Source organism: Streptomyces sp. RB17 (genome assembly GCF_009604455.1).
Classification (GTDB): Bacteria; Actinomycetota; Actinomycetes; order Streptomycetales; family Streptomycetaceae; genus Streptomyces.
The window spans coordinates 685996-712136 of the sequence record NZ_WEGL01000001.1; the positions used below are offsets into that span (position 1 = coordinate 685996).

Below are 26141 nucleotides of genomic sequence, written 5' to 3' on the forward strand. Positions count from 1 at the left end.
GGCCATTGTGCCAGCCCGGGCTGGCAGCGGTCAGACGACGATCTCGTCCCCGGCTCCTCGCGTGGCCGGAATCGTGCACTCCGCCGGATCTCCGGCTGGCTGTGCCGCGGCCGCCGCACGGGCGCGGCGGCGGGCCAGCGGCGTGGCCAGGGCCGTCAGTACGACGAACGCGGCGATGGTCAGCAGGACGATCGTCGCGCCGGGCGGAACGTCCTGGTAGAACGAGGTGATCGTGCCGCTGACCGTCACGGTGACACCCAGGGCGACGGCGATCGCGAAGGTCGCGGCGAAGCTGCGGGTGAGCTGCTGCGCGGCGGCGACCGGTACGACCATGAGCGCGGAGATCAGGATCAGGCCGACCACCCGCATGGCCACGGTCACCGTGACCGCCGCGGTGACCGCCGTGAGCAGGTTCAGGGCGCGCACGGGCAGCCCGGCGACCCGGGCGAACTCCTCGTCCTGGCTGACCGCGAACAGCTGGCGGCGCAGGCCCAGGGTCACGGCGACCACGAACGCCGACAGGATCACGATGGCGGTGACGTCCGACGGGGCCACCGTCGACAGCGAGCCGAACAGGTACGACATCAGGTTCGCGTTGGAGCCGCCCGGCGCGATGTTGACGAACATCACGCCGCCGGCCATACCGCCGTAGAAGAGCATGGCGAGGGCGATGTCGCCGCGCGTCTTGCCGTACCAGCGGATCAGCTCCATCAGCACCGAGCCGAGCGCGGAGACGGCCGTGGCCATCCACACCGGTGAGGCGTGCAGCAGGAAGCCGAGACCGACGCCGGTCATCGCCACGTGCCCGATGCCGTCGCCCATCAGGGGCTGGCGGCGCTGCACGAGGTAGATGCCGATCGCGGGCGCGGTGATGCCGACCAGGACGGCCGCGACGAGCGCCCGCTGCATGAAGGCGTAGTTCAGGAGGTCCATCAGCTCAGCAGTCCCGTGCGGATCGGTTCGGCGCCCGCGGGCGCGTGCGGGTGTACGTGGTCGTGGCCCGGCAGGGCATGCTGGCCCAGAGCCTTCGGCGGCGGGCCGTCGTGCAGGACGCAGCCGTCGCGCAGGACGACCGCCCGGTCGATCAGGGGCTCCAGGGGGCCCAGTTCGTGCAGGACCAGGAGGACCGTCGTACCCGCCGCGACCTGTTCGCGCAAGGTCGCCGCCAGCACCTCCTGGCTGGCCAGGTCGACGCCCGCCATCGGCTCGTCCATGATCAGCAGCTCGGGCTCGGCGACGAGGGCGCGGGCGATCAGGACGCGCTGGTGCTGGCCGCCGGACAGGGCGTTCACCGAGTCCTTGGCGCGGTCGGCCATCCCGACCAGTTCCAGGGCCCGGTGCACGGCCTCCCGGTCGGCCCTGCGGAAGACGCCGAACCGGGTGCGGGAGAGGCGCCCGGACGACACGATCTCGGTGACCGTCGCGGGGACGCCGCCCGCCGCCGTCGTCCGCTGCGGTACGTACCCCACGCGCGCCCAGTCGCGGAAGGCGCGGCGCGGGGTGCCGAACAGCTCGACGGTGCCGCCGCTGACCGGTACCTGGCCGATGATGGTGCGGATCGCCGTGGACTTGCCGGAGCCGTTGGCGCCGAGCAGCGCGACGACCTCGCCGCGGCCGACCGTGAGGTCGATGCCGCGCAGCACGGGACGCGCGCCGAGTTCGGCGGTGACCCCACGCAGGGCTATGACGGGCTCTGCCATGATCCCCTCTTCCCTTTCGGTCACTTGGCGCCCAGCGCCTGCTGCAGGGCCTTGAGGTTGGCCTCCTGGACGGAGAAGTAGTCCTTGCCGCGGGACTTCGAGGTGATGCCCTCGATCGGGTCGAGGACGTCAGTCCTCAGGCCCGCGTCGCCCGCGATGGTCTGCGCGGTCTTGTCGCTGACGAGCGTCTCGTAGAAGACGGTGCTGACGCCGTCGGCCTTGGCCATGTCCTCCAGGTCCCTCACCCGCGCGGCACTCGGCTCGGACTCGGGGTCGAGGCCGTTGATGGCCTCCTCGGTCAGGCCGTAGCGCTCGGCGAGGTAGCCGAAGGCGGCGTGGGTGGTGATGAAGACCTTGGTCCTCGTGTGCGCGAGCCCCGTCTTGAACTGCGTGTTCAGGTCGTCGAGCCGCTTGACCAGGGTCGCGGTGTTCTTCCGGTAGTCGGCGGCGTGCTGGGGGTCGGCCTTCTCGAAGGCCTTGCCGACGCCCTCGGCGACCTGGGCGTAGCGCACCGGGTCGAGCCAGATGTGCGGGTCCTCGGCGCCGGCCTCCTCGCCCTGGTGGGTGTCGTGGGCGGCGGCGTGGCCGCCGACCTCGTTGCCGTGCTCCTCCAGCGTGGTCAGGGTGGTCGCGTCGATCTTCGTCCCGATGGAGGACTGGGACACCGCGTCGTCGACGGAGGGCTGGAGGTTCTTCAGGTACAGGACCGCGTCGGAGTCCTGGAGCATGGCGATCTGCTTGGGGCTGATCTCCAGGTCGTGCGGCTCCTGGCCGGGGGAGGTGAGACTGGTGACGTGGACGTGGTCCCCGCCGATCCGCTCGGCGAGGAAGGCCATGGGGTAGAAGGACGCGACGACGTCGAACTTGCCGGTGTTCGCCGCCTCCGCCGTGTCGCCGGAGCAGGCGGTGAGGGTGCCGAGGCCGAGGGCGGTCACGGCGGTGATCGCGGCGGCGGGTATGAGGCGTCGTCGTACGTTCATGACAGTCATTTTCAACAAATATGGAAACCGTTGTCAATAAACGCCGGTGAGCGCCCGGTCGGAGCCCGGGGAGGAGGCCGGGGAGGAGGCCGGGGAAGGGGGGCCGATTTGGTCCGGGGGGAGCCTGCGCCGGTAACCTGAATCATTCGCTGGAAGCATCTCGCTTCAACGCCCGTCGTCGTAATGAAGAGAGCACCGTGGCCGCCGACAAGATCGACACCATCGTCAGCCTGAGCAAGCGCCGTGGCTTCGTTTTCCCGTGCAGTGAGATCTACGGCGGACAGCGTGCCGCCTGGGACTACGGACCGCTGGGTGTCGAGCTCAAGGAGAACATCAAGCGCCAGTGGTGGCGCTACATGGTGACGTCGCGCGAGGACGTGGTCGGTATCGACTCGTCCGTCATCCTGGCCTCCGAGGTCTGGGTCGCCTCCGGCCACGTCGCCACCTTCACGGATCCGCTGACCGAGTGCACCGCGTGTCACAAGCGGTTCCGCGCCGACCACCTGGAAGAGGCCTACGAGGAGAAGAAGGGCCACGCCCCGGCGAACGGCCTGGCCGACATCAACTGCCCGAACTGCGGCAACAAGGGCCAGTTCACCGAGCCCAAGCAGTTCTCGGGTCTGCTGTCGACGCACCTCGGCCCGACGCAGGACAGCGGCTCCATCGCCTACCTGCGCCCGGAGACCGCCCAGGGCATCTTCACCAACTTCGCCCAGGTGCAGACCACCTCGCGCCGCAAGCCGCCGTTCGGCATCGCCCAGATGGGCAAGTCGTTCCGCAACGAGATCACGCCGGGCAACTTCATCTTCCGCACCCGTGAGTTCGAGCAGATGGAGATGGAGTTCTTCGTCAAGCCGGGCGAGGACGAGAAGTGGCAGGAGTACTGGATGGAGCAGCGCTGGAACTGGTACACCGGCCTGGGCCTCCGTACTGAGAACATGCGCTGGTACGAGCACCCGAAGGAGAAGCTCTCCCACTACTCCAAGCGCACCGCCGACATCGAGTACCGCTTCCAGTTCGGCGGCAGCGAGTGGGGCGAGCTGGAGGGTGTCGCCAACCGGACCGACTACGACCTCGGCGCCCACTCCAAGGCCTCCGGCCAGGACCTGTCCTACTTCGACCAGGAGGCCGGCGAGCGCTGGACGCCGTACGTCATCGAGCCCGCGGCGGGTGTCGGCCGGACCATGCTGGCCTTCCTGCTCGACGCCTACGTCGAGGACGAGGCGCCGAACGCCAAGGGCAAGATGGAGAAGCGGACGGTGCTGCGCCTCGACCACCGTCTCGCCCCGGTGAAGGTCGCCGTCCTCCCGCTGTCCCGCAACCCCGAGCTGTCCCCGAAGGCCAAGGGGCTCGCCCAGGCGCTGCGGCAGAACTGGAACATCGAGTTCGACGACGCGGGCGCGATCGGCCGCCGGTACCGGCGCCAGGACGAGATCGGTACACCGTACTGCGTGACCGTGGACTTCGACACGCTCGAGGACAACGCGGTTACGGTGCGTGAGCGGGACTCGATGAAGCAGGAGCGGGTGTCGCTGGACCAGATCGAGGGCTACCTGGCTCAGCGTCTGCTCGGCTGCTGAGGCCTGCGGCGCCTCAGTCGTTTTTGCCCACCCACCCGCCCGAATCCATCGGCTGGGTGGGTGGGCCTTTGTGTTCACCGGAGCCTTGTGTTCACGACCTGGCCGCCGCCACCCCCACGCCGTCCATGTAGTCCCGTACTCGCGTGAGCAGGCCCTCGTGGACGTGGAGGACCAGGAGGCCGGGGACGCTGAAGGAGGTGCCGGTGGCCGGCAGGGTGCCCACCACCACCTGCTCGGCGACAAGCACTCCCGGCTCGGTGGTCTCGTAGGCCGAGATCCTCCTGATCTCCTCCACCCGGGCAGGACTCGCGCCCCAGGCCGCCCGGTAGCCCGCGCGCACCGCCTCGCGCCCCTCGAAGCGCGGGGGAAAGCCGGGGGACGTGAACGGGAACTCGTGCACCGCGTCCACGGCGTACAGATCGGCGAGATCGTCCGCGGACTTGTCGAGCATGGCCCGGTAGTAGCGGTCCAGCACCTCGCGTAGGGTGCGCGGGGCGGGTGACTGAAGGTCGTCCGGCACGGGTCACTCCGTTCGCTCAACAGGCGTTGACCCAATCACCCTAGGGATCGGCCGGACATTCGGTCAACGACTGTAGAGTGAACTTGTGCCCGCCCCTCGCCAGACCCGCGCCGACCGCCGCCGTACCACCGAGGCGCGCATCCTGGACCGGGCCCGGGAGCTGTTCGCCGAGAAGGGGTTCGACCGCACCACCATCCGCGCCGTGGCGACCGCGGCGGGCGTCGATCCGGCGCTGGTCATGCAGTACTTCGGCTCCAAGCGCGAGCTGTTCACCCGGGCCGTGCAGGCCGTTCCCGCGCTGCCGACGGCCACCGACGCCGACGCGCTCGTCGATCAGCTGCTGGCCACGCTCGGCCTCAAGCTGGGCGGCCTGCCCGAGGGCGCGCTGGCGATGCTGCGCTCCATGCTCACCGACCCGGCGGCCGCCGAGCAGGCCCGCGAGACCCTGGGCCGGCAGATCGGCGGCGTCGGCGGCGTGCTGCCCGGGGCCGAGGACCGCGAGCTGCGCGCCGCACTGCTCGTCACCACCCTGCTGGGCGTCACGATCGGCCACCAGCTCCTCGGCCTGACCCCGCTGCGTGACGCCCCCGCCGACCGCGTCGCCGCCCTGCTCCGGCCGGCGATCAAGGCGCTGGTGGAACCGGAGGGCTGACGGCCGGTGTCGCTCAACGGTGCTGCAAGGCCCTGACGTTGTCGCCGAAGGTCCAGTTCTTCGAGCCGTCCCAGTTGATCGACCAGGTCATCAGGCCCTTGAGAGACGTGCCGTAGTGGTTCCAGGCCTGGGCGACCAGGGACGGTGACAGGTAGCCGCCGCCCGCGCCGGGCTGGGCCGGCAGGCCGGGGACCTGTTTGTCGTAGGGCACCTTGATCGTCGTACCCTGCACGACCAGGCCCTTGTTCAGGCAGTCGGTCTGGGCGGTGAAGCCCGCGACCGTGCCGGCCTCGTAGGAGTCGCCGGAGCAGCCGTACATGCTGCCGTTGTAGTACTGCATGTTCAGCCACCACAGCCGGCCGTCGTCGGCGTACTTCTTGATGATCGGCAGGTAGGCGCCCCAGATCGAGCCGTAGGTGATGCTGCCGCCGGTGACGTACGCGGTCTCGGGGGCCATCGTCAGGCCGAAGCCGGAGGGCATCTGCGCCAGGATGCCGTCGATGATGCGGATCAAGTTGGCCTGGGACGTGGACAGTTGGCTGATGTTCCCGCTGTTCGTCAGGCCCGTCTCGATGTCGATGTCGATGCCGTCGAAGTTGTACTTCTTCAGGATCGGGACGATCGTCGAGACGAAACGGTCGGCCACGGCGGTCGAGTTCAGGTCGATGCCGGCCGCCGCGCCGCCGATGGAGAGCAGGATCGTCTCGCCCGACGCCTTCGCCGCGCACATCTCCGCGGGCGTCGCCACCTTCACGCCCGCGTCCATGCCGTCCTCCCACAGGGCCGTGCCGTCGGAGCGGATGACCGGGAAGGCCGCGTTGATCACGTTGTAACCGTGCGTGGGGATAAGGGAGTCGGTGATCGGGGTCCAGCCGAAGGGCGGATGGACGCCGTTGGCGGAGCCGTCCCAGTTCTCCCAGTAGCCCTGGAGCACCTTCCCGGCCGGCCGGGACTTCACCGTGCAGGTGTCGGTGGCGGAGGCGGTGGGGGCGGTGGCGATTCCCAGGGGGACGAGGGCGGCCGCGGTGAGCGCGGTGGCGAGCAGACGTCTGATCATGCGAGGCCTCCCGGTGGGGGTGCGGTGAGGTGTCGTAGGCATGACAGTGCTCTGGTCCAGACCTCTCGTCAATAGGTCTGGACCAAAGTCCCGTCGACGGCTGACAAGAATGGAATGACAGATATTGAAATCTGTCAGCTGTCATGGCACAGTGAACGGCATGACGATGCGAACCCGAACCCTCGGAACCACCGGCCCCCAGACCTCCGCCCTCGGCCTCGGCTGCATGGGCATGTCCGCGCTCTACGGCGACGCCGACCGCGCGGAGTCCATCGCGACCATCCACGCCGCCCTGGAAGCGGGCGTCACGCTGCTCGACACCGGCGACTTCTACGCCATGGGGCACAACGAGATGCTGATCGGCGAGGCCCTGCGCACCGCCCCGGCCGCCCTCCGCGAGCAGGCCCTGACCAGCGTGAAGTTCGGCGCCCTGCGCGACCCGGAGGGCAACTGGAGCGGCTACGACGGCCGCCCCGCCGCCGTGAAGAACTTCGCCGCCTACTCCCTGCAGCGCCTCGGCGTCGACCACATCGACGTCTACCGGATCGCCCGTCTCGACCCGGACGTGCCGATCGAGGAGACCGTCGGCGCGATCGCCGAACTGATCGAGAAGGGGTACGTCCGGCACGTCGGCCTGAGCGAGGTCGGCGCCGACACCATCCGCCGGGCCGCCGCCACCGCCCCCGTCTCCGACCTGCAGATCGAGTACTCGCTGATCAGCCGGGGCATCGAGCGGGACATCCTGCCGACCACCCGCGAACTGGGCATCGGCATCACGGCGTACGGCGTGCTCTCGCGCGGGCTGATCTCGGGGCACTTCGCCCGTGACCGGCAGCTCGCCGCGAACGACTTCCGCGCCCACTCGCCCCGCTTCCAGGGCGAGAACCTCCAGCACAACCTGAACCTGGTCGAGGCCCTGCGCAAGATCGCCGAGCAGCAGGGCGTCACCGTCGCGCAGACCGCCATCGCCTGGGTGCTCTCCCGCGGCGAGGACATCGTGCCGCTGGTCGGCGCCCGCACCCGCGAGCGGCTCTCCGAGTCGCTGGGCGCGCTGGACGTCACCCTGGACGCGGCCGACCTGGCGGCGATCGAGGAGGCCGTGCCAGCGGACGCGGCGGCCGGCGACCGCTACCCGACCGCGCAGATGACACACCTCGACAGCGAGCGCTGACCATGGTTCCACGGCGGCGAGCGCTGGCCATGGCTCCAGGTACGGTCTAAGGCATGGCACCGCCCACCGAGACCCTGACCGCCGAGCGCATCCTCGAAGCGACCGAGGAGGTGCTGCGCCGCCACGGCCCGGCCAAGGCCACCGTGGTCGACGTGGCCCGCGCGCTCGGCGTCAGCCACGGCAGTGTCTACCGTCACTTCCGTACCAAGGCGGCGCTGCGCGAGGCGGTCACCAAGCGCTGGCTGGACCGCACGTCGGAGAGACTGGCCGTCATCGTCGCGGCGGACGGCACCGCCGAGGAGCGGCTGCGGTCCTGGCTCGCGGCGCTGTTCGCGGCCAAACGGCACAAGGCGGGCGACGATCCCGAACTCTTCGCCACCTACACGGTGCTGACCGACGAGAACGGCACGGCGGTCGGCGAGCACATCGCCGACCTGACCGCGCAGTTGACCCGGATCATCGCGGACGGGGCCGGGTCGGGCACCTTCCCGGTGCCCGACCCGGCCGCCGCGGCCCGAGCCGTCTTCCAGGCCACCGGCCGTTTCCACGACCCCTGCTACGCCCGGGAGTGGACCGCCCCCGGCGTGGACGAGGAGTTCACGGCCGTCGTGGACCTGCTGATACGGGGGCTCAGCTCACCTTCACGGTGACCGGCGAGGAGTGGATCGCGCCGGACTTGGTCGCCACCCGTACGTGATGGGTGCCCTTGTCGCTGAAGGTCCGCTTGATCGTGTAGGTGCCGTTCTTGTTGACGACCCCCGTGTACTTGAGCGTGGCCCACTTGCCGTTCTTCAGGTGCTGGAGCACCACCGTGGAGCCGGACTTGACGGCCCTGACCCGACCGGTGAACACCACGGTGCTCCCGACCTTGACGGCCTTGTGGTTGGCCGAGACGGTGATCATGCCCATCGCGGGCGCGGTCCGCGGCGGCCTCATGGTGGGCGTGCCGGTGCGGGTCCTCGTGGGGGTGGAGGTCGGCGTCCGCGACGGCCTCATGGTGGCCATGCCGCTGCGGGTCATCGTGGGTGAGGCGGTCGGCGAGCCGGTCGACGTGGGGGTCGGCGAGCCGGTCGACGTGGGGGTCGGGGTGGGGGTCGGGGTGCTGGTCTGGGCGAAGGCTCCGGTCGTACCGCCGGAGAGCAACGCCACGGTCAGAACGCCGGTGCCCAGCGTGCGGCCATAGCGGTGGTGGCGGAGTACGGAGGTCATGTTCATCTCCTGTCGATCGCTCGATCGGACGTATCCCAGGCTGACCCGACTTCACTCCGTCGGCCACTCGAAACGCTCGGTAACCGGCCGAGCGATCAGGAAAGTGCGCAGGTCAGTGGGGACGTCCGGGGTCTCTTCGGACCCGCGCGGTCAACGGGAGGGCTGTCGGTCCGCCGACGGATCGACCGTCGCCTGATGGGCCTCGGCCAGATGCTCCTCCGCCTTCAGCCACGGCAGGAACTGGGCGCCCCTGCGCCAGCCGCACGTGTCGCATCTGATCGTGCGCTGCACCCCCGTGCGCTGTACCCGGACGACGTGCTCCCGGCCGTGCCCGTCCCAGCGGCTGACCTTGCTCGTGCTGTTGCCCTGCGCCATGACGCCTCACGCCCTCTCGTCTGCTTGTGGCACACCCCGGCCGCGACAGGAGTGTGCAGCAAGACGAACATCAACAGGGGGAGCTTCACATGGAGTTGTCCAAGCCGTGGCCGGAGCCTTCCGGCCCCGGCCCGGCTCAGCCGACCTCACGCGGCAGCCGCAGGCTGAGCAGTCCGGTCAGCACGACCCCGGCCAACTGCACCAGCAGCGTCGTGACCAGCGCGTCCCGCATGCCCATGCTCGGTACGAGGGTGAGGAACAGCGTGCCGAGCGTGGCCACGCCGAGGGCGAGCGCGGACTGCTGGGTGGTGACCATCACACCGCTGCCGACACCGGCCCGGGCGGGCGGCACCTCGGACATCACGATCCGGAAGACATTGGGCAGTTGGAGCGCCTGTCCGGCACCGGCCACAGCCGCGCCAGGCAGCAGCGCACCGAAGTCCAGGTGCGGCCAGTCCCGCCAGGCGGCCAGCACGATCAGCAGCACCCCCACGCCCTGGACCACCGCGCCGGCGGTGACGACCCGGGTTCCATGGCGGGCCGTCAGTCGGGGCCCGGCGAGGGAGACGAACAGGAACACCACGGCCATCGGCGCGAGCGCGAGCCCGGCCGCGACCGGGCCGAGCCCGGCGCCCTGCTGCAGCGCCAGCGCGATGACGAACATGAACCCGCTGAAGCCGATCGAGAACGGCAGGATCAGGAGCAGACCGCGCCGCAGCGAGGCCAGCGCCAGCAGACTCGGCGGCACCAGCGGGGTCCGTCCCGCCCGGTCCGCCCGCCGCTCCACGGCCCAGAACGCCCCGGCGGCGAACGGGAACGCGGCCAGCGACAGCCACGTCCACAGCGGCCAGCCGGCGGCCCGGCCCTCGGTGAGCGGGGCGAGCAGCGTCAGCAGGGACGCCGCGAGCAGGACCGTGCCGGGGCAGTCGACGGGCTCGGGGTGCTGCGACCGGGTCTCCGGCACGAACCGCACGGCGAGGAACAGACCGAGAGCGACCACGGGCACGTTGACGAGGAACACCGACCGCCAGCCGGTGCCCGCGACATCGGCGGCGACGAGCACCCCGCCGAGTATCTGACCGGCGACCATGGACAGTCCGGCGGTCGCGCCGTACAGGCTCATGGCCTTCGCGCGGCGTGCGCCGCGGGTGGTGGCCTGGATGGTGGCGAGCACCTGCGGCAGCATCGCGGCGGCCGAGGCGCCCTGCGCGATCCGCGCCGCGACCAGGCTCCAGGCGTCGGGCGCCAGCCCGCAGGCCAGCGAGGTCAGTCCGAACGCGGCCATTCCGCCGAGGAACAGCCGGCGCCGTCCGAACAGGTCCCCGAGCCGCCCGCCGAGCACCAGCAGCACGGCGTAGGCGACCCCGTACCCGGCCACCACCAGCTCCAGGACCGCCTCGCTCGCGGCGAGGTCGGTGCCGATGGTCGGCAGGGCGACGTTGACGATGAAGAAGTCGATGAGCGGCAGTGCCGCGGCCAGCAGTACGGTGAACAGCCCGAGCCCGCCGAGTGCGGGCGGTGCGGCCGTCGTACGGACGGCCGGGGTGGTGACGGTTTCACTCATGCCCCCGAGCCTGAGCCCCCGCGCAGACGGGTACCAGAGTGTCCTCATCCTGGTACAAGAACTACCTGGCAACAGGATGACGGGGCGGGCACCCTGGAACCATGACCACCATGGCCACGGACCGCACGACGCCCGCCCCGCAGCCGACGACCCGCGGCTCGGAGATCCGGCGCAACGAGCTGGCCGCGTTCCTGCGCAGCCGCCGCGAGCGCATCAGCCCCGAGCAGGTCGGCCTGCCGCGCGGGGCCCGGCGCCGTACGCCGGGACTGCGCCGGGAGGAGGTCGCGCAGCTCTCCGCGGTCGGCGTCACCTGGTACACCTGGCTCGAACAGGCCCGTGACATCCAGGTCTCCGTGCAGGTCCTGGACGCCCTGGCCCGCACCCTGATGCTGGACGCCAGCGAACGTGCCCACCTCTTCCGGCTCGCCGGCACCACCGATCCCAGCCCGGCGGCGAGCTGCCCGAGCGTCACCCCGGCCCTGCGCGAGGTGCTGCGCCGGCTGGAGCCGGTCCCGGCGTGCATCCAGAACAGCCGGTACGACATCCTCGCCTACAACCTCACCTACGGCCGCATGCTCAGCGACCTGGACGCGATACCGGCGGAGGACCGCAACAGCATGCTCCTCGTGTACACGAACAAGGACTGGCAGTCGGCGGTCGTGCACCTGGAGGAGACCCAGCGCCTGATGGCCGCCCGGCTGCGCGCGTCCATGGCCGGCCATCTCGGCGAGCCGGCCTGGAAGATGCTGCTGAAGCGCCTGAAGGCCGAATCTCCCGACTTCCGCGAGAACTGGGAGCGTTACGAGGTCGTCGGCACCCGCTCCAAGACCAAGGAGTTCCTCAACGCCCATGTCGGGCACCTCAAACTGGAGCACACGGACCTGTGGCTCGGCCCCGAACAAGGCGCCCGCATGGTGACGTACACCCCCGCCGACGAGGAGACCCGCGAGCGCCTGGAGAGGCTGTACGGCATCGCCCGCGGGGCCACCACGAGGACCTGAGGGCCTGAGGGATCCGAGAGGGAGGGGGGACCGATGGCGCTGCCCCGCAAGGGGGCCCGCCGGATCGTCGTCGACCGCACGACCTACCGCTGGCGCCTTCGGCACAGGCCCACCTACGCCCAGGCCATGGCCTGGACCGCGTGCACCTTCGCGGTCGAACACGCCGGCACCCCCGGTACCACGCCGGCCGTCACGACGGGCCACGCTCACCCCGGCAACCGCCTCGGCCACGCTCCCGTCCCGGTCCGCCCCTCCGATGTGGCCGAGGCAGTCCGGCACGCCCTGGCCAAGGGCTGGACCCCGACGAACCGGGGATCGCCGTTCCGCCTGGACACGGCCGGCGACTAGCCGCGCCCGGTCGCTCCCACGGTCTGGCGGATCTCCGCCGACTCCAGGGTCTCGGCCGTGCGTTCCGCGGTGCGGTGGGCCCAGTGGCCGCTGGTGAGGAGGCCGAGGACGAGGACGGCCAGGCCGCAGGCGGTGAGGATCCACCAGCCGGGGCGGGCCGCGGAGACGAAGGCGTGCTTCATGGGCGACGAGCCGATGCCGGAGGCCAGGACCGCGCCGATCACCGCGACGCCGAGCGTCTGGCCCAGCTGCCGGCTCGTGGAGGCGACGGCGGCGGCGACCCCGGCCTGGGCGCGGGGCATGCCGGAGACGGCCGTGTTGGTGATCGGCGCGTTCACGAAGCCGAAGCCGATGCCGAACAGGACGTAGCCGACGAGCAGGGTGGCGTTCGACGTCTCCGCCTCGAAGGCCGCGAAGAAGACGCCGCTCACCGTCATCGCCGTACCGGCGATCAGCAGGGGCAGACGGGGGCCGCGGCTGCCCACCAGGCGGCCGGACAGCGGGGCGCACAGGAAGGTCGGCGCGGCCATCGGCAGCATCCACAGGCCCGCGTGCAGGGCGTCGAGACCGCGGACGTTCTGCAGATAGAGCGTGGACAGGAAGAGGAATCCGCCGAGCGCCGCGAACGCGCTGATCGCGATCACCGTGGCGCCGCTGAACGGAGCCGAGCGGAAGAAGCGCAGGTCGATGAGGGGTTCGTCGCGGCGGGGCTCGTACCAGAGCAGACCGAGGAGAGCCACGAAGGCGAGCGCCATGAACGGGGCCACCGCGGTCAGGCCCGAGTCCGGCGCCTCGATGATCGCGTACGTCAGCGAGCCGAACAGGGCGATGACCAGGAGCTGGCCGAGCGGATCGGGGCGGCGGGCCTTGGGCGCGCGGGACTCGGGGACGAAGCGCAGGGTGAGCAGCAGGGCGGCGAGGCCGACCGGGAGGTTGATCCAGAAGATCGCGCGCCAGCTCACCGACTGCACCAGCAGGCCGCCGACCAGCGGCCCTGCCGCCATGGAGATGCCGACCACCGCGCCCCAGACACCGATCGCGCGGGCCCGCTCCCGGGACTCGGTGAAGGTGTTGGTGATGATCGACATGGCGACCGGGTTGAGCATCGAGCCGCCGATCGCCTGCACCATGCGGAACACCACCAGCAGGGACAGGTTCGGCGCGAGCGAGCACAGCAGCGAGCCGACGGAGAAGATCACCAGGCCGGTCATGAAGACCCGCTTGCGGCCGATCCGGTCGGCCGTCGAGCCCGCGAGCATCAGCAGCGAGGCGAGCACCAGGGTGTAGGCGTCGATCGTCCACTGCAGGCCGGAGGTGGTGGCGTGCAGATCGCGCTGCAGGGAGGGCAGCGCCACGTTCAGCACGGTGTTGTCCAGGCTCACGATCAGCAGGCTCATGCAGCAGATCGCGAGCACGAGGAGACGACGTCGGTGGCTCAGCTCGGGCATGGATTCCATCGTACGCTCAACTCGATAGTGCGTCTAACTAATAGTGTGCCTAAATGATGCGCTCTACACGATCATCGTGGGCGTCCCCCCGCCCGGCGCCGCGGCCGGAGCGGCCTGCCGAGCTGTCGGGGCGGTGAGGGACAATGGGACCTTGCCCAGTGTCCTGTGCCGCACATCCGTCCCGGAGCCCTGACGATGACCCACCCGCTCTCCATCGGCCCGCACGCCGTCGCGCCGCCCGTCGTGCTCGCACCCATGGCGGGGATCACCAACGCGCCCTTCCGCACCCTGTGCCGTGAGTTCAGCGGCGGCAAGGGCCTGTTCGTCAGCGAGATGATCACGACCCGGGCGCTGGTCGAGCGCAACGACAAGACCATGCAGCTGATCAGGTTCGACGCGAGCGAGACACCGCGCTCGATCCAGCTGTACGGCGTCGACCCGGCCACCGTCGGCAAGGCCGTCCGCATGATCGCGGAGGAGGACCTGGCCGACCACATCGACCTGAACTTCGGCTGCCCGGTCCCGAAGGTGACGAGGAAGGGCGGCGGCTCGGCCCTCCCGTACAAGCGGAACCTGCTGCGGGCGATCCTCCGGGAGGCCGTGAGCGGCGCCGGTGACCTCCCGGTCACGATGAAGATGCGCAAGGGCATCGACGACGACCACATCACCTACCTCGACGCCGGCCGCATCGCCGTCGAGGAGGGCGTCACGGCCATCGCGCTGCACGGCCGCACGGCCGCCCAGCACTACGGCGGCACCGCCGACTGGGACGCCATCGCCCGGCTGAAGGAGCACGTCCCGGAGGTCCCCGTGCTCGGCAACGGCGACATCTGGTCGGCGGAGGACGCGCTGCGAATGGTGCGCCGCACCGGCTGCGACGGGGTGGTGGTCGGGCGCGGGTGCCTGGGGCGGCCGTGGCTGTTCGCGGACCTGGTCGCCGCCTTCGAGGGGCGGACGTCCTTCGCGCGGCCGACGCTCCGGGAAGTCGCCGGCGTCATGGTCCGGCACGCCACCCTGCTCGGCGAGTGGATCGGCGACGAGTCCAAGGGCGTGGTGGACTTCCGCAAGCATGTCGCCTGGTACCTGAAGGGCTTCGCGGTCGGCTCGGAGATGCGCAAGCGGCTCGCGATCACGTCCTCGCTCCAGGAACTGCGGGCCGGCCTGGACGAGCTGGACCTCGACCAGCCGTGGCCGGCCGGCGCGGACGGGCCGCGCGGCCGTACGTCCGGCAACAACCGGGTGGTGCTGCCGGACGGCTGGCTGAAGGACCCGTACGACTGCGCGGGCGTCAGCGAGGACGCGGAACTCGACACATCCGGAGGGTGATCAGCCCTTCTTCGGGTGCGGTGTCGAGCCGTACGCCGTCAGGAAGCGGTCCCGGAACGCGCTCATCTTCCACACCGGGGCGTTGTGCGCGGGACGCAGGCCGTCCGTCCAGCCCCAGTCGGCGATCTCGTCCAGCACCTTCGGGTCCTTGGCGACGATCGAGACCGGCACGTCACGGCTGGCGTGGTTGCCGCTGACCCGGGCGATGGGCTGGTGGTCGCCGAGGAAGACCAGCACGGTGTCCTTGCTGCCGTAGCGCGTCAGCCACTGGGTCAGGGCGGTCACCGAGTACTGGATCGACTTGCCGTACTCCTGACGGGACTTGGTGGTGTCGGCGATGACGTCGGCCGGCTTGTTGCCCGCCGCCTGGATGCCCTTGAAGATCGAGCCGTCGCCCAGCTGGTCCCAGCCGACCATCTTCGGGATCGGCGCCCACGGCTGATGGCTGGAGGTGAGGATGAGCAGCGACATCCGTGCCTTGCCGTCGGCGGGCTTCTTGCTGTGCACCCGGTCCTGGTACTGCTGCAGCGCGTACTGGTCCGGCATGGTCGACCAGCTGAACTTCGGTCCCTTGTAGCCGAGTTCGAAGGCGTTGTAGACCTTGTCGAGGCCGTACCACTTCTGCTCCGGCCATGCCTTCTGCACGCCCGGCATCACCCCGACCGTGTCGAACGCGCCGGTCTTCTTGAACGCCTCGGTCAGACTGAGGTGGTCGCTGGCCATGACCGTGCGGTAGCGCTGCTGGTTGCTGATCCACAGGCCCGACATGGTGGTGGAGTGGCCGAGCCAGCTGCTGCCGCCGTAGGTCGCCGAGGTCAGCCAGCCGCTCTTGGCGTGGAAGCCGGCCTTCGCCAGCGCCTTGGTGCGCGCGTCGAGTGTGCTGTCCACACCGGGCGCCATGATCGGGTCCTCGACCGCGCTGCGGCCGTAGCTCTCGATGAACGTGAAGATCATGTCCTTGCCCCGCAGATCCGGGACCAGCTGGCTGCCCGGGGTGTTCCCGAAGGCGTCGACCTTCGCGACCTTCCGGAACTCCGCCTCGTCCTTGAGCGTGGCCGAGACCAGGTGGGCCTGGGCCTTCAGCGCGGTGGCGGTGCTGTCGGAGGCGAGCGGTACGCCGGACAGCTGCAGGCCGAGGGAGGAGCAGGTGATCCAGACGACCCCGGCGACCAGCGTGCCCCGGGTCGCGATGGCGGTGTGCCGGGCGAGCAGATCGCTCAGCCGGACCATGGACAGCGCCAGCAGCACGAACAGCAGCAGCACGAGGGCGATCACACCGGCCACGGCGGCCAGGGTCTCCGTACGGCCGAGCGAGTCCTCCAGATACGACTCCGCGTCGCCGAACAGGCTCCAGTCGAGAACGACGTTGAAGCCACGGCCGAGGTACTGCTTGAAGCCCATGTCGAGCGCGTTCAGCACGGTCATCGCGCCCAGCGCCACCCCGGACACGGCGGCCAGCACCACCCGCGGCCGGCGCGGCAGCGCGATCATCACGGCCGCCCCGATCACGGCTTCCGCCGGTATCCGCAAAAACGCGGAAGGCCCCAGCCGCACCACGGAGTTCGGCATCACCAGCGCGGCGACGACGAGGGCGGCGGCGAGCACGGTGACGGTGACGGACAGGGCCTGGGCGGCCGTCGGATGTGCCTCGCGCCACCGCCGCACCCACGCCGACCAGGCGGTCCAGGGGCGCGGGAAGGGGCGGCGCGGGCCGGGTATGGACTCGGGGGACTCCTCCGGCTCGGCCGCTTCGGCTTCCGCTACGGCTGATTCGCGCGTGCTCATGTCCTGGGACAACCCGGCGTCCTTCCCTGTGAGACCCGATCTGCCGTCCCGTACGGTCATCGGCCGGCCCCTGTTCAGGGCACTGAGCAAACACCGGGCAAATACAGTTCCCTAAGCCCCACCCACCGCTGTCAACAGCGCGAGCGGCACCGCGGCCGACCGTGACTCCCGCACACACGCATGCGGATACGGCACCGGCTCCGGATGCGTGTCCCTCCCGTACCCGGCCAGCACCTCCGGCAGCCGATGCCCGGCAACGACCGCCGCATCCACCAGCGCACGCGCCACCGCCCGGGCCTCGTCATGCAACCCGTAACGCGCAAGCCCCAACGTGATCAGCGCGTTGTCGTGCGGCCACACGGAACCCCGGTGATACGACAGCGGGTGGTACGCCGCCTGCCCCGCGGCCAGCGTCCGCACACCCCAGCCGGAGAAGAAGTCCGGCTCCAGCAGCCGCCGGCCCACCACCTCGCCGTACTCCTTGTCCAGCAGCCCGGACCACAGCAGATGCCCGGCGTCGGACGCCAGCGCGTCCACCTGGCGGCCCTCGCCGTCCAGCGCGAGCGCCGGGAAGGAGTGCTCCCGCATCCAGAAGTCCCGCTGGAACCGGTCCCGCAGATCGGCGGCGGCCTGCTCCAGCAGGGCGCCGTACGTCTCGTCGCCCCACGCCGTCCGCGCCAGCCACGCCGTGCGGCGCAGCGCGTCGTACGCGTAGCCCTGCGCGCCTGCCGCCATCACCGCGCCGGTGGGCCGGGTGCCGTCGGCGCAGCAGATCGCGCCGGGGGAGTCCTTCCAGTTCTGGTTGGCGAGGCCGCCCTCGTCGGCGCGGTAGACGAGATAGCCGCGCGAGGTCAGACCGCCGTGGTCCAGCATCCAGCCGACGGCGGCACGCGCGTGCGGCTCCAGGCGCCGGGCCGGGCCGGTGTCCCCGGTCTGCTCGACGTAGGCGCCGAGCAGGATCAGGAACAGCGGGGTCGCGTCGACCGAGCCGTAGTACCGCCCGAACGGCACCTGCCCGAAGTGGGCCAGCTCGCCGTGCCGTACCTCGTGCACGATCTTGCCGGGCTGGGCGAGCGGGGACGGGCCGGTGCCGGTCGCCTGGGTCGCGGCGAGCGCGGGCAGCGTGGCGGCGGCCAGTTCCGGGCGGTACGGCAGCGCGAACAGGGAGGTGAGCAGGGCGTCCCGGGCCAGGAGGGCGAGGAACCAGGGGGCGCCGCCGGCCGGGACGCGCACCTCCTCGCCGTCGGGCCCGCGCGCCGGCACCTGGAGCGCGGCCAGGTCGGCGAGGCCCCGCGCGCAGGCCGCCGCCAGTTCCGGCCAGCCGGTCGGGAAGGCCACGCCCTCCGCGAACTCTCCTTCCAGCGCCAGGAGTTGCTCGCGCATGGACGCCGGGTCGCGAGGCACGCGCAGGGCGCGTTTGTCGCCGTGCGGTCGGGCGATCACCCGCAGCAGCAGCTCGGTCGTGCCGTGCGGTGCCAGGTCGAGGGTCCACACCAGGCGCCGGGCGCCCGTGCCGGTCTCCTCCACGGCGTCGGGGGCCGGGTCGGCGGTGATGGTCGTACGGGACAGCCACTCGGCGCGCCGGTAGGTGAACTCGATGCCGTCGTCGAGGACTTCACGGGAGCGTACGGCGCCGGGCTTGGCGTAGGTGCGGTGGTCGGAGCGGAGTTCGAACTGGTCGGTGAAGTCGGCGTCGGCGGTGAGGGCGAGCCGGACGGTGGTGGGCACCGGGCGGTTGCTGGTCACCCGGAGCGACTCCACGAACGAGCTGTCGCCGACGGCCTGCCGGCGGAAGAGGGTGTGCGCGGGGGGCTCCTGCCGGCCGCCGCGCGGGACCAGGACGCAGCCGGCCGCGTCATCGTCGGTGACCGGGGTGAGCACCTCGGGCACGGCGCCGTCGACGGTGAGCTGCCAGCGGCTGAGGTGCCGGGCGTCCCGTACGAACAACCCGTCCGGGGAGCCGCTGCCCCGGACCCCGCTGATGTCGCCCCGGTCGCCCACGGCGGCGAACGTCGCCCCGTGCACGAGCAGATGATGCCGGTCCGTCATGCCCGGTCGCCTCCTTCGTCATTTCTGTCGAACGTGCCGGTGGCCGCCTCGGACACGCCCTCGCGGGCGCCCTTGAGAAGCTCTTTGTGCAGCTCGTGGTGCAGGTCGAGGGCGAGCGCCGCGGTCCAGCCGAAGCCGGTCGCGCCGCAGGCCTCGCCGGTGTACGGGTCGACGTACTCCGCGAAGCCGGTGGCCTCGGCGAGGTGCAGCACGGCCGCGCGCAGCGCGTCGGCCCGCTCCCGCTCGCCGTGCACCCGCAGTCCCCGCTCCAGCAGCCAGCTCGTGTTGAACCAGGCCGGGCCGCGCCAGTACCGGTGCGGATCGAAGGCCTCGCCGAGCAGGTCGTAGCTGGGCACGAGCCGGGTGCGCCCGCCGAACCCGAAGTGCGGCCCGCACAGCGTGCGCACGAGCGCGGCGGCGACCTCGCGCGGCAGCCCGGGCAGCAGGAGCGGCACCAGCCCGGAGACACTCCGCTCACGGATCGGCCCACCGTGCAGGTCCCGGCACAGGAACATTCCGGACGCCGGGTCCCACAGCCGCCGCACCAGCGTCTCCGTCAGCCGTTCGGCGCGGGCGTGCCGGGCGGTGCCGGGCGCGCCCAGTTCCTCGGCGATCCGGGCCAGCGCGTGTTCGGAGGCGATGAGCAGGGCGTTGAACGCCGGGTCCTCCACGGCGAACTCCCCATGCCCGGCCCCGTTGCTCGCACCCGCCCCGTCCCCCCGCCTCCCACCCGTCCCGTCCCCCGGCCTCCCACCCGTCCCGTCCCTGTACCCCGCGTCCCGGTAGTCGGCTGCCAGCCGCACATACCGTCCGTAGTCCAGATCCGTCGGCCGGTCCTCGGGCGCCCCGTGGTCGAGGTCGGCGCGGCGGAAGGAGCGGGCCGGGGCGGGGGTGATCCGGGCCAGCGGGGCGTCCCAGCAGGGGCTGTTGTCCATACCCTGCTCCCAGGGGTGGACCACGGACACCAGCCCCGCGCGGCCCAGGTCCCGGCGGTGCAGCAGATAGCGGTGCCAGGCGGCCAGCCGCGGGTACATCCGGGCCAGGAAGCCGCGGGCGTGCGACAGCCCCGGGTCGGCGCGGTGCACCAGCCAGGCCGCGAGCGCGTGCACCGGTGGCTGCACGATCCCCGACGTCTGTACGGTGCGCGGGGCGCCCGCCGCGCGGCCGGCGGTGGAGGAGCGCCAGAAGTCGGGGCTGGGGAAGTAGGCGTCGAGCGGTACGGAGGGGTTGAACACGATGTGTGGGACGCGCCCGTCGCCCCACTGGGCGGCCAGCAGTGTCTCCAGCTCGGTCTGGGCCCGCAGCGGCGAGACGTGCCGGAGGCCGATCGCGATGAACGCCGAGTCCCAGGACCACTGGTGCGGATACAGGCTGCGGGAGGGGACCGTCGAGCCGCCCGTCCAGTTCGCGTCGAGCACCTGCGCCGCCCTGACGCGCAGGGAGCCGCCGGAGACCGGGGGACCACCCGCGGTCCGGTACGTCGCGGGCCCCGCGGGACGGACGGTGAGCTGCGTGCTGCGATCCACTCGGGACTCCCCGAAGACGAAGACGCCCGGCCGGCCCGACCGGGTTTGGCGTTGACTGTCGTAGAGTTACGTCTATTTAACACGCAAAACTCAATATGTAATGCAGGCTTGGGAAACACAAGGGGGTGCGCATGACCGGAACTCCGGGAAGACTCGGGAAGAGCGGCGGTCCGGCCGGTGCCGGGGAGCTGCTCCAACTCGTCCGCAGCGGACGGGCGGTGACCCGTGGTGCGCTCCAGCAGGCCACCGGACTGTCCCGCGCGACCGTCGGCCAGCGACTCGACCGCCTCTTCCGGGCCGGCTGGCTGCGCGAGGGCGCCGGCGGCCCGGTCGACTCGCCGCTCGGCGGCCGCCCCTCCATCACCCTGGAGTTTGACGACTCCCACGCTGTGGTGCTCGCCGCCGACCTGGACACCCGGCACGCCCGCGCGGCGGTCCTCTCCCTGACCGGCGAGATCCTCGCCGAGCACTCGGGGACGCTCGTGATCGGGGACGGCCCGGAGGCCGTACTGCCCGAACTGGGGCGATGGTTCGGCGAGTTGCTGGAGAAGGCCGGGCGTCCGGCGGCGGAGGCCTGCGGCATCGGGCTCGCCGTGCCCGGCCCGGTGGACACCGGGACCGGCCGCGTGGTGCAGCCGCCGATGATGCCGGGCTGGGACGGCTACGACATAACGGGCCGCCTCTCCCGCGCCTTCACCGAACACACCGGCGCTCCGGCCGTCCCCGTCCTGGTCGACAACGACGCGAATCTCATGGCGTACGGCGAACAGCGCGCCGGCCACCCCGACTGCGCGGCCTTCGTGCTGGTCAAGGTGTCCACGGGCATCGGCGCCGGGGTGGTCGTGGACGGCTCGATCTACCGGGGGATCGACGGCGGCGCCGGCGACATCGGGCACATCCGGGTCGGCGCGGACGCGCTGTGCCGCTGCGGTTCGCACGGCTGTCTCGCCGCCGTCGCGAGCGGGGGCGCCGTGGCCCGGCGGCTGGCGGAGAGCGGGGTGCCGGCCGCCTCCGGCGCGGACGTACGGGATCTGCTGGCGGCCGGACATCCGGAGGCGGCGGCGCTGGCCCGGGAGGCCGGGCGGCGGGTCGGTGACGTACTGGCGACGGTGGTGACCCTGTTGAACCCCGGGGTCCTGATGATCGCGGGCGACCTGGCCGGAACCCCCTTCCTCACCGGGGTGCGCGAGCTGCTCTACCAGCGGGCCCTGCCGCGCTCCACGGCCCACCTGCAGGTCGTGACCTCCCGGCTGGGGGAGCGGGCCGCGCTCATCGGAGCGGGGGCGCTGGTCGTGGAACACCTCTACGCGCCGGAGCGGGCTGAGCAGCGGCTGCGGGCGCTGGGCGTCTGAGGCGGGCGTGTGACGTGGGTGTTTCCGGGTACCGGGAAGCGGTCCGCATGGTGAAATCAGGCGGGCTGTGGCAGCGTGATTCTCGCCACCCTTGATAAGGGTTGCGCTCAGATGAGCGGATCATGGGCGACTGCACTTCTCCAAGGGGTGGCACTGGGTGCCACCCCTTGATTGTTCATCGATCGAAATCAGACGTGCGGGATGGGCGCTCATCTGAGCGAAATTCCGGCCCCTTGGAGGAGCTTGCGTTCAAGAAGTGAACACATCTGGCGGTGCTGGCTTGCCAAGCCTTGACTTTCGATCCGCTGGCGGACGACTGGTTACGGGCTCATGACGCACAAGTGGACGTACCCATGCGCCTTCGATCTGGGTATGTTCCTGGCCGTCAGGGCAGCCACCGTGGCCTCAAGGAGTCGAGACCCGTGTCGGAAAACAAAGAACCCCACGTAGTGAAGTTCGTTTACGACTTCACCGAGGGCAACAAGGACCTCAAGGACCTCCTCGGCGGCAAGGGCGCCAACCTCGCCGAGATGACCAACCTCGGTCTGCCGGTCCCTCCCGGCTTCACCATCACCACCGAGGCCTGCAAGGTCTACCTGGAGAGCGGCGAGGAGCCCGCGGCACTGCGTGACGAGGTGAGTGCGCACCTCGACGCCCTCGAGTCCCGCATGGGCAAGAAGCTCGGCCAGCCCGACAACCCGCTGCTGGTGTCCGTCCGCTCCGGCGCCAAGTTCTCCATGCCCGGCATGATGGACACGGTCCTGAACATCGGCCTGTCGGACAAGTCGGTGCAGGGCCTGGCCAAGCAGGCCGGCGACGACCGGTTCGCCTGGGACTCCTACCGCCGCCTGATCCAGATGTTCGGCAAGACCGTCCTCGGCGTCGACGGTGACCTCTTCGAAGAGGCCCTCGAGGCGGCCAAGGAGGCCAAGAAGGTCACGGTCGACACCGACCTGGAGGCCGCCGACCTGAAGAAGCTGGTCACCACCTTCAAGAAGATCGTCAAGAAGGAGGCCGGCCGGGACTTCCCGCAGGACCCGCGCGAGCAGATGGACCTCGCCATCAAGGCGGTCTTCGACTCGTGGAACGGCGACCGGGCCAAGCTCTACCGCCGCCAGGAGCGCATCCCGCACGACCTCGGCACGGCCGTCAATGTCTGCTCGATGGTCTTCGGCAACCTGGGCCCCGACTCCGGCACGGGCGTCGCCTTCACCCGTGACCCCGCCTCCGGCCACCAGGGCGTCTACGGCGACTACCTGCAGAACGCCCAGGGCGAGGACGTCGTCGCGGGCATCCGCAACACCGTCCCCCTGGCCGAGCTGGAGTCGATCGACAAGAAGTCGTACGACCAGCTCATGCAGATCATGGAGACGCTGGAGAACCACTACAAGGACCTGTGCGACATCGAGTTCACGATCGAGCGCGGTCAGCTGTGGATGCTCCAGACCCGCGTCGGCAAGCGCACCGCCGGCGCCGCCTTCCGCATCGCGACCCAGCTCGTCGACCAGGGCCTGATCGACGAGACGGAGGCCCTCCAGCGCGTCACCGGCGCTCAGTTGGCCCAGCTGATGTTCCCGCGCTTCGACGAGCAGGCGAAGGTCGACAAGGTGGCGCGCGGCATCGCCGCGTCTCCTGGCGCGGCGGTGGGCAGGGCGGTCTTCGACTCCTACACGGCCGTCAAGTGGTCCCGCTCCGGCGAGAAGGTCATCCTGGTCCGCCGCGAGACGAACCCCGACGACCTGGACGGCATGATCGCGGCGGAAGGCATCCTCACCTCCCGCGGCGGCAAGACCTCCCACGCGGCCGTGGTGGCCCGAGGCATGGGCAAGACCTGTGTCTGCGGCGCGGAGGAGCTGGAGGTCGACACCAAGCGCCGCCGTATGACGGTCCCCGGCGGACACGTCGTCGAGGAGGGCGACGTGATCTCCATCGACGGCTCGTCGGGCAAGGTCTACCTGGGCGAGGTCCCGGTGGTTCCGTCCCCCGTGGTGGAGTACTTCGAGGGCCGGATGCACCCGGGCGCCGACGACGCGGACGAACTGGTCGAGGCGGTCCACCGCATGATGGCCTTCGCCGACCGCAAGCGCCGCCTGCGCGTCCGCGCCAACGCGGACAACGCCGAGGACGCGCTGCGCGCCCGCCGCTTCGGCGCCCAGGGCATCGGCCTGTGCCGCACGGAGCACATGTTCCTCGGTGAGCGTCGCGAGATGGTCGAGAAGCTGATCCTGGCGGACACGGAGAGTGAGCGCGAGGCGGCCCTGTCCGAGCTGCTCCCCCTCCAGAAGAAGGACTTCGTCGAACTCTTCGAGGCGATGGACGGCCTCCCGGTCACCATCCGCCTCCTCGACCCCCCGCTGCACGAGTTCCTCCCCGACATCACGGAGCTGTCGGTCCGCGTGGCCCTGGCCGAGTCCCGCCAGGAGCCGCACGAGAACGAGCTGCGCCTGCTCCAGGCGGTGCACCGCCTGCACGAGCAGAACCCGATGCTGGGCCTGCGCGGCGTACGCCTCGGCCTCGTCATCCCCGGCCTCTTCACGATGCAGGTCCGCGCGATCGCCGAGGCGGCGGCGGAGCGCAAGTCCGCGAAGGGCGACCCGCGCGCGGAGGTCATGATCCCGCTCGTCGGCACGGTCCAGGAGCTGGAGATCGTCCGCGAGGAGGCCGACAAGGTCATCGCGGAGGTCGAGGCGGCGACGGGTACGCAGCTGAAGCTGGCGATCGGCACGATGATCGAACTCCCGCGAGCCGCCCTGACGGCGGGTCAGATCGCCGAGGCGGCGGAGTTCTTCTCCTTCGGCACGAACGACCTGACGCAGACGGTGTGGGGCTTCAGCCGCGACGACGTGGAAGCGAGCTTCTTCACCGCATACCTGGAGAAGGGCATCTTCGGCGTCAGCCCCTTCGAGACGATCGACAGGGACGGCGTCGGCTCCCTGGTGAAGTCGGCGGCGGAGGCGGGCCGGCGTACCCGCCCCGACCTGAAGCTCGGCGTCTGCGGCGAGCACGGCGGCGACCCCGAGTCCGTCCACTTCTTCCACGAGGTCGGCCTGGACTACGTCTCCTGCTCCCCCTTCCGCATCCCGGTGGCCCGCCTGGAGGCAGGGCGCGCGGCGACGCAGTCAGCGGGCAGCGACCACCGCTAGGCCCACCCGGCCCCGCGAGCCCCGGAGCCGCCGTCGGTCCCCGACCCTCACCGATCGGCGACGGCTCCGGCGCACGAAAGAGGAGAGGCGACACCCTGTGCGGGGGTGCCGCCTCTCTGTGCATCATCCGCGGAGACTGTCGAGGCTGCGTCGCTGACCAGGCAAAATGGTGTTCGTTGGCGTCGGTTGCCGTTGCACCAGCGTGAAGCCGTTGGGCTACCGCGGAGGTCTGCCATGCCCCGAACCATCTGGAGCGGCGCGATCAGCTTCGGAGTCGTCACGCAAGGGCCACGAGCTGTCGAAGACGCAGGTCATCCCTATCACGGATGAGGAACTGAGCAACCTCCCGCTGCCGACCGCGAAGGCCATCGAGATCGCCGCCTTCGTGCCCCAGGAGTCCGTATCGAAGGTGAAGGCCGCCCGCGGCGAGGACACCGGGCCGGCCGAGGTACACGAGCTGCCGCAGCCGAGGAAGAAGACGGCCGCGAAGAAGCAGCCTGCCAAGAAGGCTACGGCGAAGAAGACGACGGCGAAGAAGACCACGGGGCGACGGCCGCGCAGCGCCTGATCTCGGCGCGTCGGGTCCGCTGCGTCCCGTCTTTTCATGGGCATATCCCCCGTTTGTGAGGGGCCGTGCTGGGCACACGGGACTCACCGCTGAACGCGGACAAGTCGTTGACCACGGCAGGAGGCGTGTCTGCCATGTCGGCTGGTGAGAAGGCGAAGGCCAAGGCCGAGCAGGCCAAAGGAAAGATCAAGAGGGCCACGGGACGAGCCGCCGTTGATGACCCGATGGTCGCCGAGGGCCAGGCGGAAAAGTCCAAGGGTGACGCACGCCAGGCCAAGGAGAAGATCAAGGACATGTTCAAGCGCTGATCCCTGGCGCCGCTCATGAGTGCTGGGCCCTCACCCCGACAAGGGGTGAGGGCCCTTTCTGCTGCCGAAGTCGTCGCGGAACCGAACGCCGGACACACGGCCCACTTTCAAAGGGGAGGGGAACACCATGGGATGGATCAAAGAAGCCAAGGCGAACGCCATCAAGGAACACGCCGCAACGCGCCATAGTTGAAGGCTGAACCACAACAGCAGATCCCAGCAGACTGACGCGACGCGACGCCCGACGAGCTGGGTCGCTCAGCAGTAGCCGGAGAAGCGGGCGTGCTGCCAGGCGCCGCCATCCCGGTGGAGAGCCTGAACGCTCCCCTCGAACACGGCCCGACGGAGTCGGTTGTGCCGCAGAGGCGGCGAAGGGGCTGTCCCACCCGGCAACCGGTGGAACAGCCCCTTCAACCTCGTCCGCCAGCGCAGCGGTTCGGACAGCCGATCTCCGAGGCGCATCCCGCCGTCCCCCAGCC

General features: G+C 70.7%; 24 protein-coding genes. 12 read left to right on the forward strand and 12 right to left on the reverse strand.

The genetic code is table 11. The features are described 5' to 3' along the window. Positions 1–30 precede the first annotated feature (30 nt). Genes SRB17_RS03130 through SRB17_RS03140 form a run of 3 tightly spaced genes read right to left on the reverse strand, consistent with a single transcriptional unit; the run spans position 31 to position 2680 of the window. On the reverse strand, positions 31–933 hold the full coding sequence (locus SRB17_RS03130) for a metal ABC transporter permease (protein WP_153534362.1): 903 nt from the start codon (positions 931–933) through the stop codon (positions 31–33). After that, positions 933–1700, reverse strand: a complete 768-nt coding sequence (locus tag SRB17_RS03135) for a metal ABC transporter ATP-binding protein (protein ID WP_153534364.1) — start codon at positions 1698–1700, stop codon at positions 933–935. The genes SRB17_RS03130 and SRB17_RS03135 overlap by 1 nt, the downstream gene beginning before the upstream one ends. 20 nt (positions 1701–1720) lie before the next feature. Next, complete coding sequence (locus tag SRB17_RS03140; protein ID WP_153534366.1) at positions 1721–2680, reverse strand: metal ABC transporter substrate-binding protein; 960 nt, start codon at positions 2678–2680, stop codon at positions 1721–1723. 197 nt (positions 2681–2877) lie between these two features. Here SRB17_RS03140 and SRB17_RS03145 point away from each other — a divergent pair, with 197 nt between their 5' ends. Beyond that, positions 2878–4260, forward strand: coding sequence for a glycine--tRNA ligase (locus SRB17_RS03145; RefSeq protein WP_323374896.1), 1383 nt, complete (start codon positions 2878–2880; stop codon positions 4258–4260). Between the two features lie 91 nt (positions 4261–4351). Here SRB17_RS03145 and SRB17_RS03150 read toward each other — a convergent pair whose 3' ends face one another. Further along, complete coding sequence (locus SRB17_RS03150; protein WP_323374897.1) at positions 4352–4780, reverse strand: nuclear transport factor 2 family protein; 429 nt, start codon at positions 4778–4780, stop codon at positions 4352–4354. 85 nt (positions 4781–4865) lie between these two features. On the opposite strand from SRB17_RS03150, the gene SRB17_RS03155 reads away from it, so the two are divergent. Continuing rightward, positions 4866–5432: a TetR/AcrR family transcriptional regulator gene (locus tag SRB17_RS03155; protein WP_323374898.1), complete on the forward strand. Its 567-nt coding sequence runs from the start codon at positions 4866–4868 to the stop codon at positions 5430–5432. A 13-nt stretch (positions 5433–5445) separates the two neighbouring features. On the opposite strand, the gene SRB17_RS03160 is transcribed toward SRB17_RS03155, so the two are convergent. After that, positions 5446–6489, reverse strand: a complete 1044-nt coding sequence (locus SRB17_RS03160) for a chitinase (RefSeq protein WP_153534370.1) — start codon at positions 6487–6489, stop codon at positions 5446–5448. A gap of 160 nt (positions 6490–6649) precedes the next feature. On the opposite strand from SRB17_RS03160, the gene SRB17_RS03165 reads away from it, so the two are divergent. After that, positions 6650–7660, forward strand: a complete 1011-nt coding sequence (locus SRB17_RS03165; RefSeq protein ID WP_153534372.1) for an aldo/keto reductase — start codon at positions 6650–6652, stop codon at positions 7658–7660. A gap of 53 nt (positions 7661–7713) precedes the next feature. Next, the gene (locus tag SRB17_RS03170; protein WP_153534374.1) at positions 7714–8310 is read left to right on the forward strand and encodes a TetR family transcriptional regulator; all 597 of its coding nucleotides are present in this window, start codon (positions 7714–7716) and stop codon (positions 8308–8310) included. On the opposite strand, the gene SRB17_RS03175 is transcribed toward SRB17_RS03170, so the two are convergent. After that, positions 8291–8569 (reverse strand): PKD domain-containing protein, encoded by a 279-nt coding sequence (locus SRB17_RS03175; protein ID WP_153534376.1) that lies wholly within the window; start codon positions 8567–8569, stop codon positions 8291–8293. The genes SRB17_RS03170 and SRB17_RS03175 overlap by 20 nt on opposite strands. On the opposite strand from SRB17_RS03175, the gene SRB17_RS03180 reads away from it, so the two are divergent. Next, complete coding sequence (locus tag SRB17_RS03180) at positions 8562–8843, forward strand: hypothetical protein (RefSeq protein ID WP_153534378.1); 282 nt, start codon at positions 8562–8564, stop codon at positions 8841–8843. The genes SRB17_RS03175 and SRB17_RS03180 overlap by 8 nt on opposite strands. A 176-nt stretch (positions 8844–9019) precedes the next feature. Here SRB17_RS03180 and SRB17_RS03185 read toward each other — a convergent pair whose 3' ends face one another. Then, the gene (locus SRB17_RS03185; RefSeq protein ID WP_153534380.1) at positions 9020–9244 is read right to left on the reverse strand and encodes a hypothetical protein; all 225 of its coding nucleotides are present in this window, start codon (positions 9242–9244) and stop codon (positions 9020–9022) included. 136 nt (positions 9245–9380) lie between these two features. Continuing rightward, positions 9381–10808, reverse strand: coding sequence for an MFS transporter (locus SRB17_RS03190; RefSeq protein WP_153534382.1), 1428 nt, complete (start codon positions 10806–10808; stop codon positions 9381–9383). A 101-nt stretch (positions 10809–10909) separates the two neighbouring features. Here SRB17_RS03190 and SRB17_RS03195 point away from each other — a divergent pair, with 101 nt between their 5' ends. Both SRB17_RS03195 and SRB17_RS03200 read left to right on the forward strand, forming a co-directional pair. Next, complete coding sequence (locus SRB17_RS03195; RefSeq protein ID WP_194293885.1) at positions 10910–11809, forward strand: helix-turn-helix transcriptional regulator; 900 nt, start codon at positions 10910–10912, stop codon at positions 11807–11809. A gap of 33 nt (positions 11810–11842) precedes the next feature. After that, positions 11843–12157, forward strand: coding sequence for a hypothetical protein (locus tag SRB17_RS03200; protein ID WP_153534384.1), 315 nt, complete (start codon positions 11843–11845; stop codon positions 12155–12157). Here SRB17_RS03200 and SRB17_RS03205 read toward each other — a convergent pair. Beyond that, positions 12154–13605 carry an MFS transporter gene (locus tag SRB17_RS03205; protein WP_153534386.1) on the reverse strand — a complete coding sequence of 484 codons (1452 nt, stop codon included), beginning with the start codon at positions 13603–13605 and terminating at the stop codon, positions 12154–12156. The two genes, SRB17_RS03200 and SRB17_RS03205, sit on opposite strands and share 4 nt — an antisense overlap. A gap of 195 nt (positions 13606–13800) precedes the next feature. Here SRB17_RS03205 and dusB point away from each other — a divergent pair, with 195 nt between their 5' ends. Further along, positions 13801–14931: a tRNA dihydrouridine synthase DusB gene (gene dusB, locus SRB17_RS03210; RefSeq protein ID WP_153534388.1), complete on the forward strand. Its 1131-nt coding sequence runs from the start codon at positions 13801–13803 to the stop codon at positions 14929–14931. Here the strand turns inward: dusB and SRB17_RS03215 are convergent, their stop codons facing one another. From SRB17_RS03215 to SRB17_RS03225, 3 genes are all read right to left on the reverse strand, one after another. Beyond that, positions 14932–16716 (reverse strand): CDP-alcohol phosphatidyltransferase, encoded by a 1785-nt coding sequence (locus tag SRB17_RS03215; protein WP_228395824.1) that lies wholly within the window; start codon positions 16714–16716, stop codon positions 14932–14934. A gap of 111 nt (positions 16717–16827) precedes the next feature. Further along, complete coding sequence (locus tag SRB17_RS03220; RefSeq protein ID WP_153534390.1) at positions 16828–18765, reverse strand: glycogen debranching N-terminal domain-containing protein; 1938 nt, start codon at positions 18763–18765, stop codon at positions 16828–16830. Then, the gene (locus SRB17_RS03225; protein ID WP_323374899.1) at positions 18762–20291 is read right to left on the reverse strand and encodes an MGH1-like glycoside hydrolase domain-containing protein; all 1530 of its coding nucleotides are present in this window, start codon (positions 20289–20291) and stop codon (positions 18762–18764) included. The genes SRB17_RS03220 and SRB17_RS03225 overlap by 4 nt, the downstream gene beginning before the upstream one ends. A gap of 131 nt (positions 20292–20422) precedes the next feature. Here SRB17_RS03225 and SRB17_RS03230 point away from each other — a divergent pair, with 131 nt between their 5' ends. The 4 genes from SRB17_RS03230 (at position 20423) to SRB17_RS03245 (ending at position 25662) form a co-directional block, all read left to right on the forward strand. Further along, on the forward strand, positions 20423–21643 hold the full coding sequence (locus SRB17_RS03230) for an ROK family protein (RefSeq protein ID WP_153534392.1): 1221 nt from the start codon (positions 20423–20425) through the stop codon (positions 21641–21643). 422 nt (positions 21644–22065) lie between these two features. Beyond that, positions 22066–24786: a pyruvate, phosphate dikinase gene (ppdK, locus tag SRB17_RS03235; protein ID WP_323374900.1), complete on the forward strand. Its 2721-nt coding sequence runs from the start codon at positions 22066–22068 to the stop codon at positions 24784–24786. Between the two features lie 211 nt (positions 24787–24997). Beyond that, positions 24998–25354 (forward strand): hypothetical protein, encoded by a 357-nt coding sequence (locus SRB17_RS48405; RefSeq protein ID WP_416237019.1) that lies wholly within the window; start codon positions 24998–25000, stop codon positions 25352–25354. Between the two features lie 134 nt (positions 25355–25488). Further along, positions 25489–25662: a CsbD family protein gene (locus SRB17_RS03245; protein ID WP_153534395.1), complete on the forward strand. Its 174-nt coding sequence runs from the start codon at positions 25489–25491 to the stop codon at positions 25660–25662. The last annotated feature ends 479 nt before the right edge of the window (positions 25663–26141 follow it).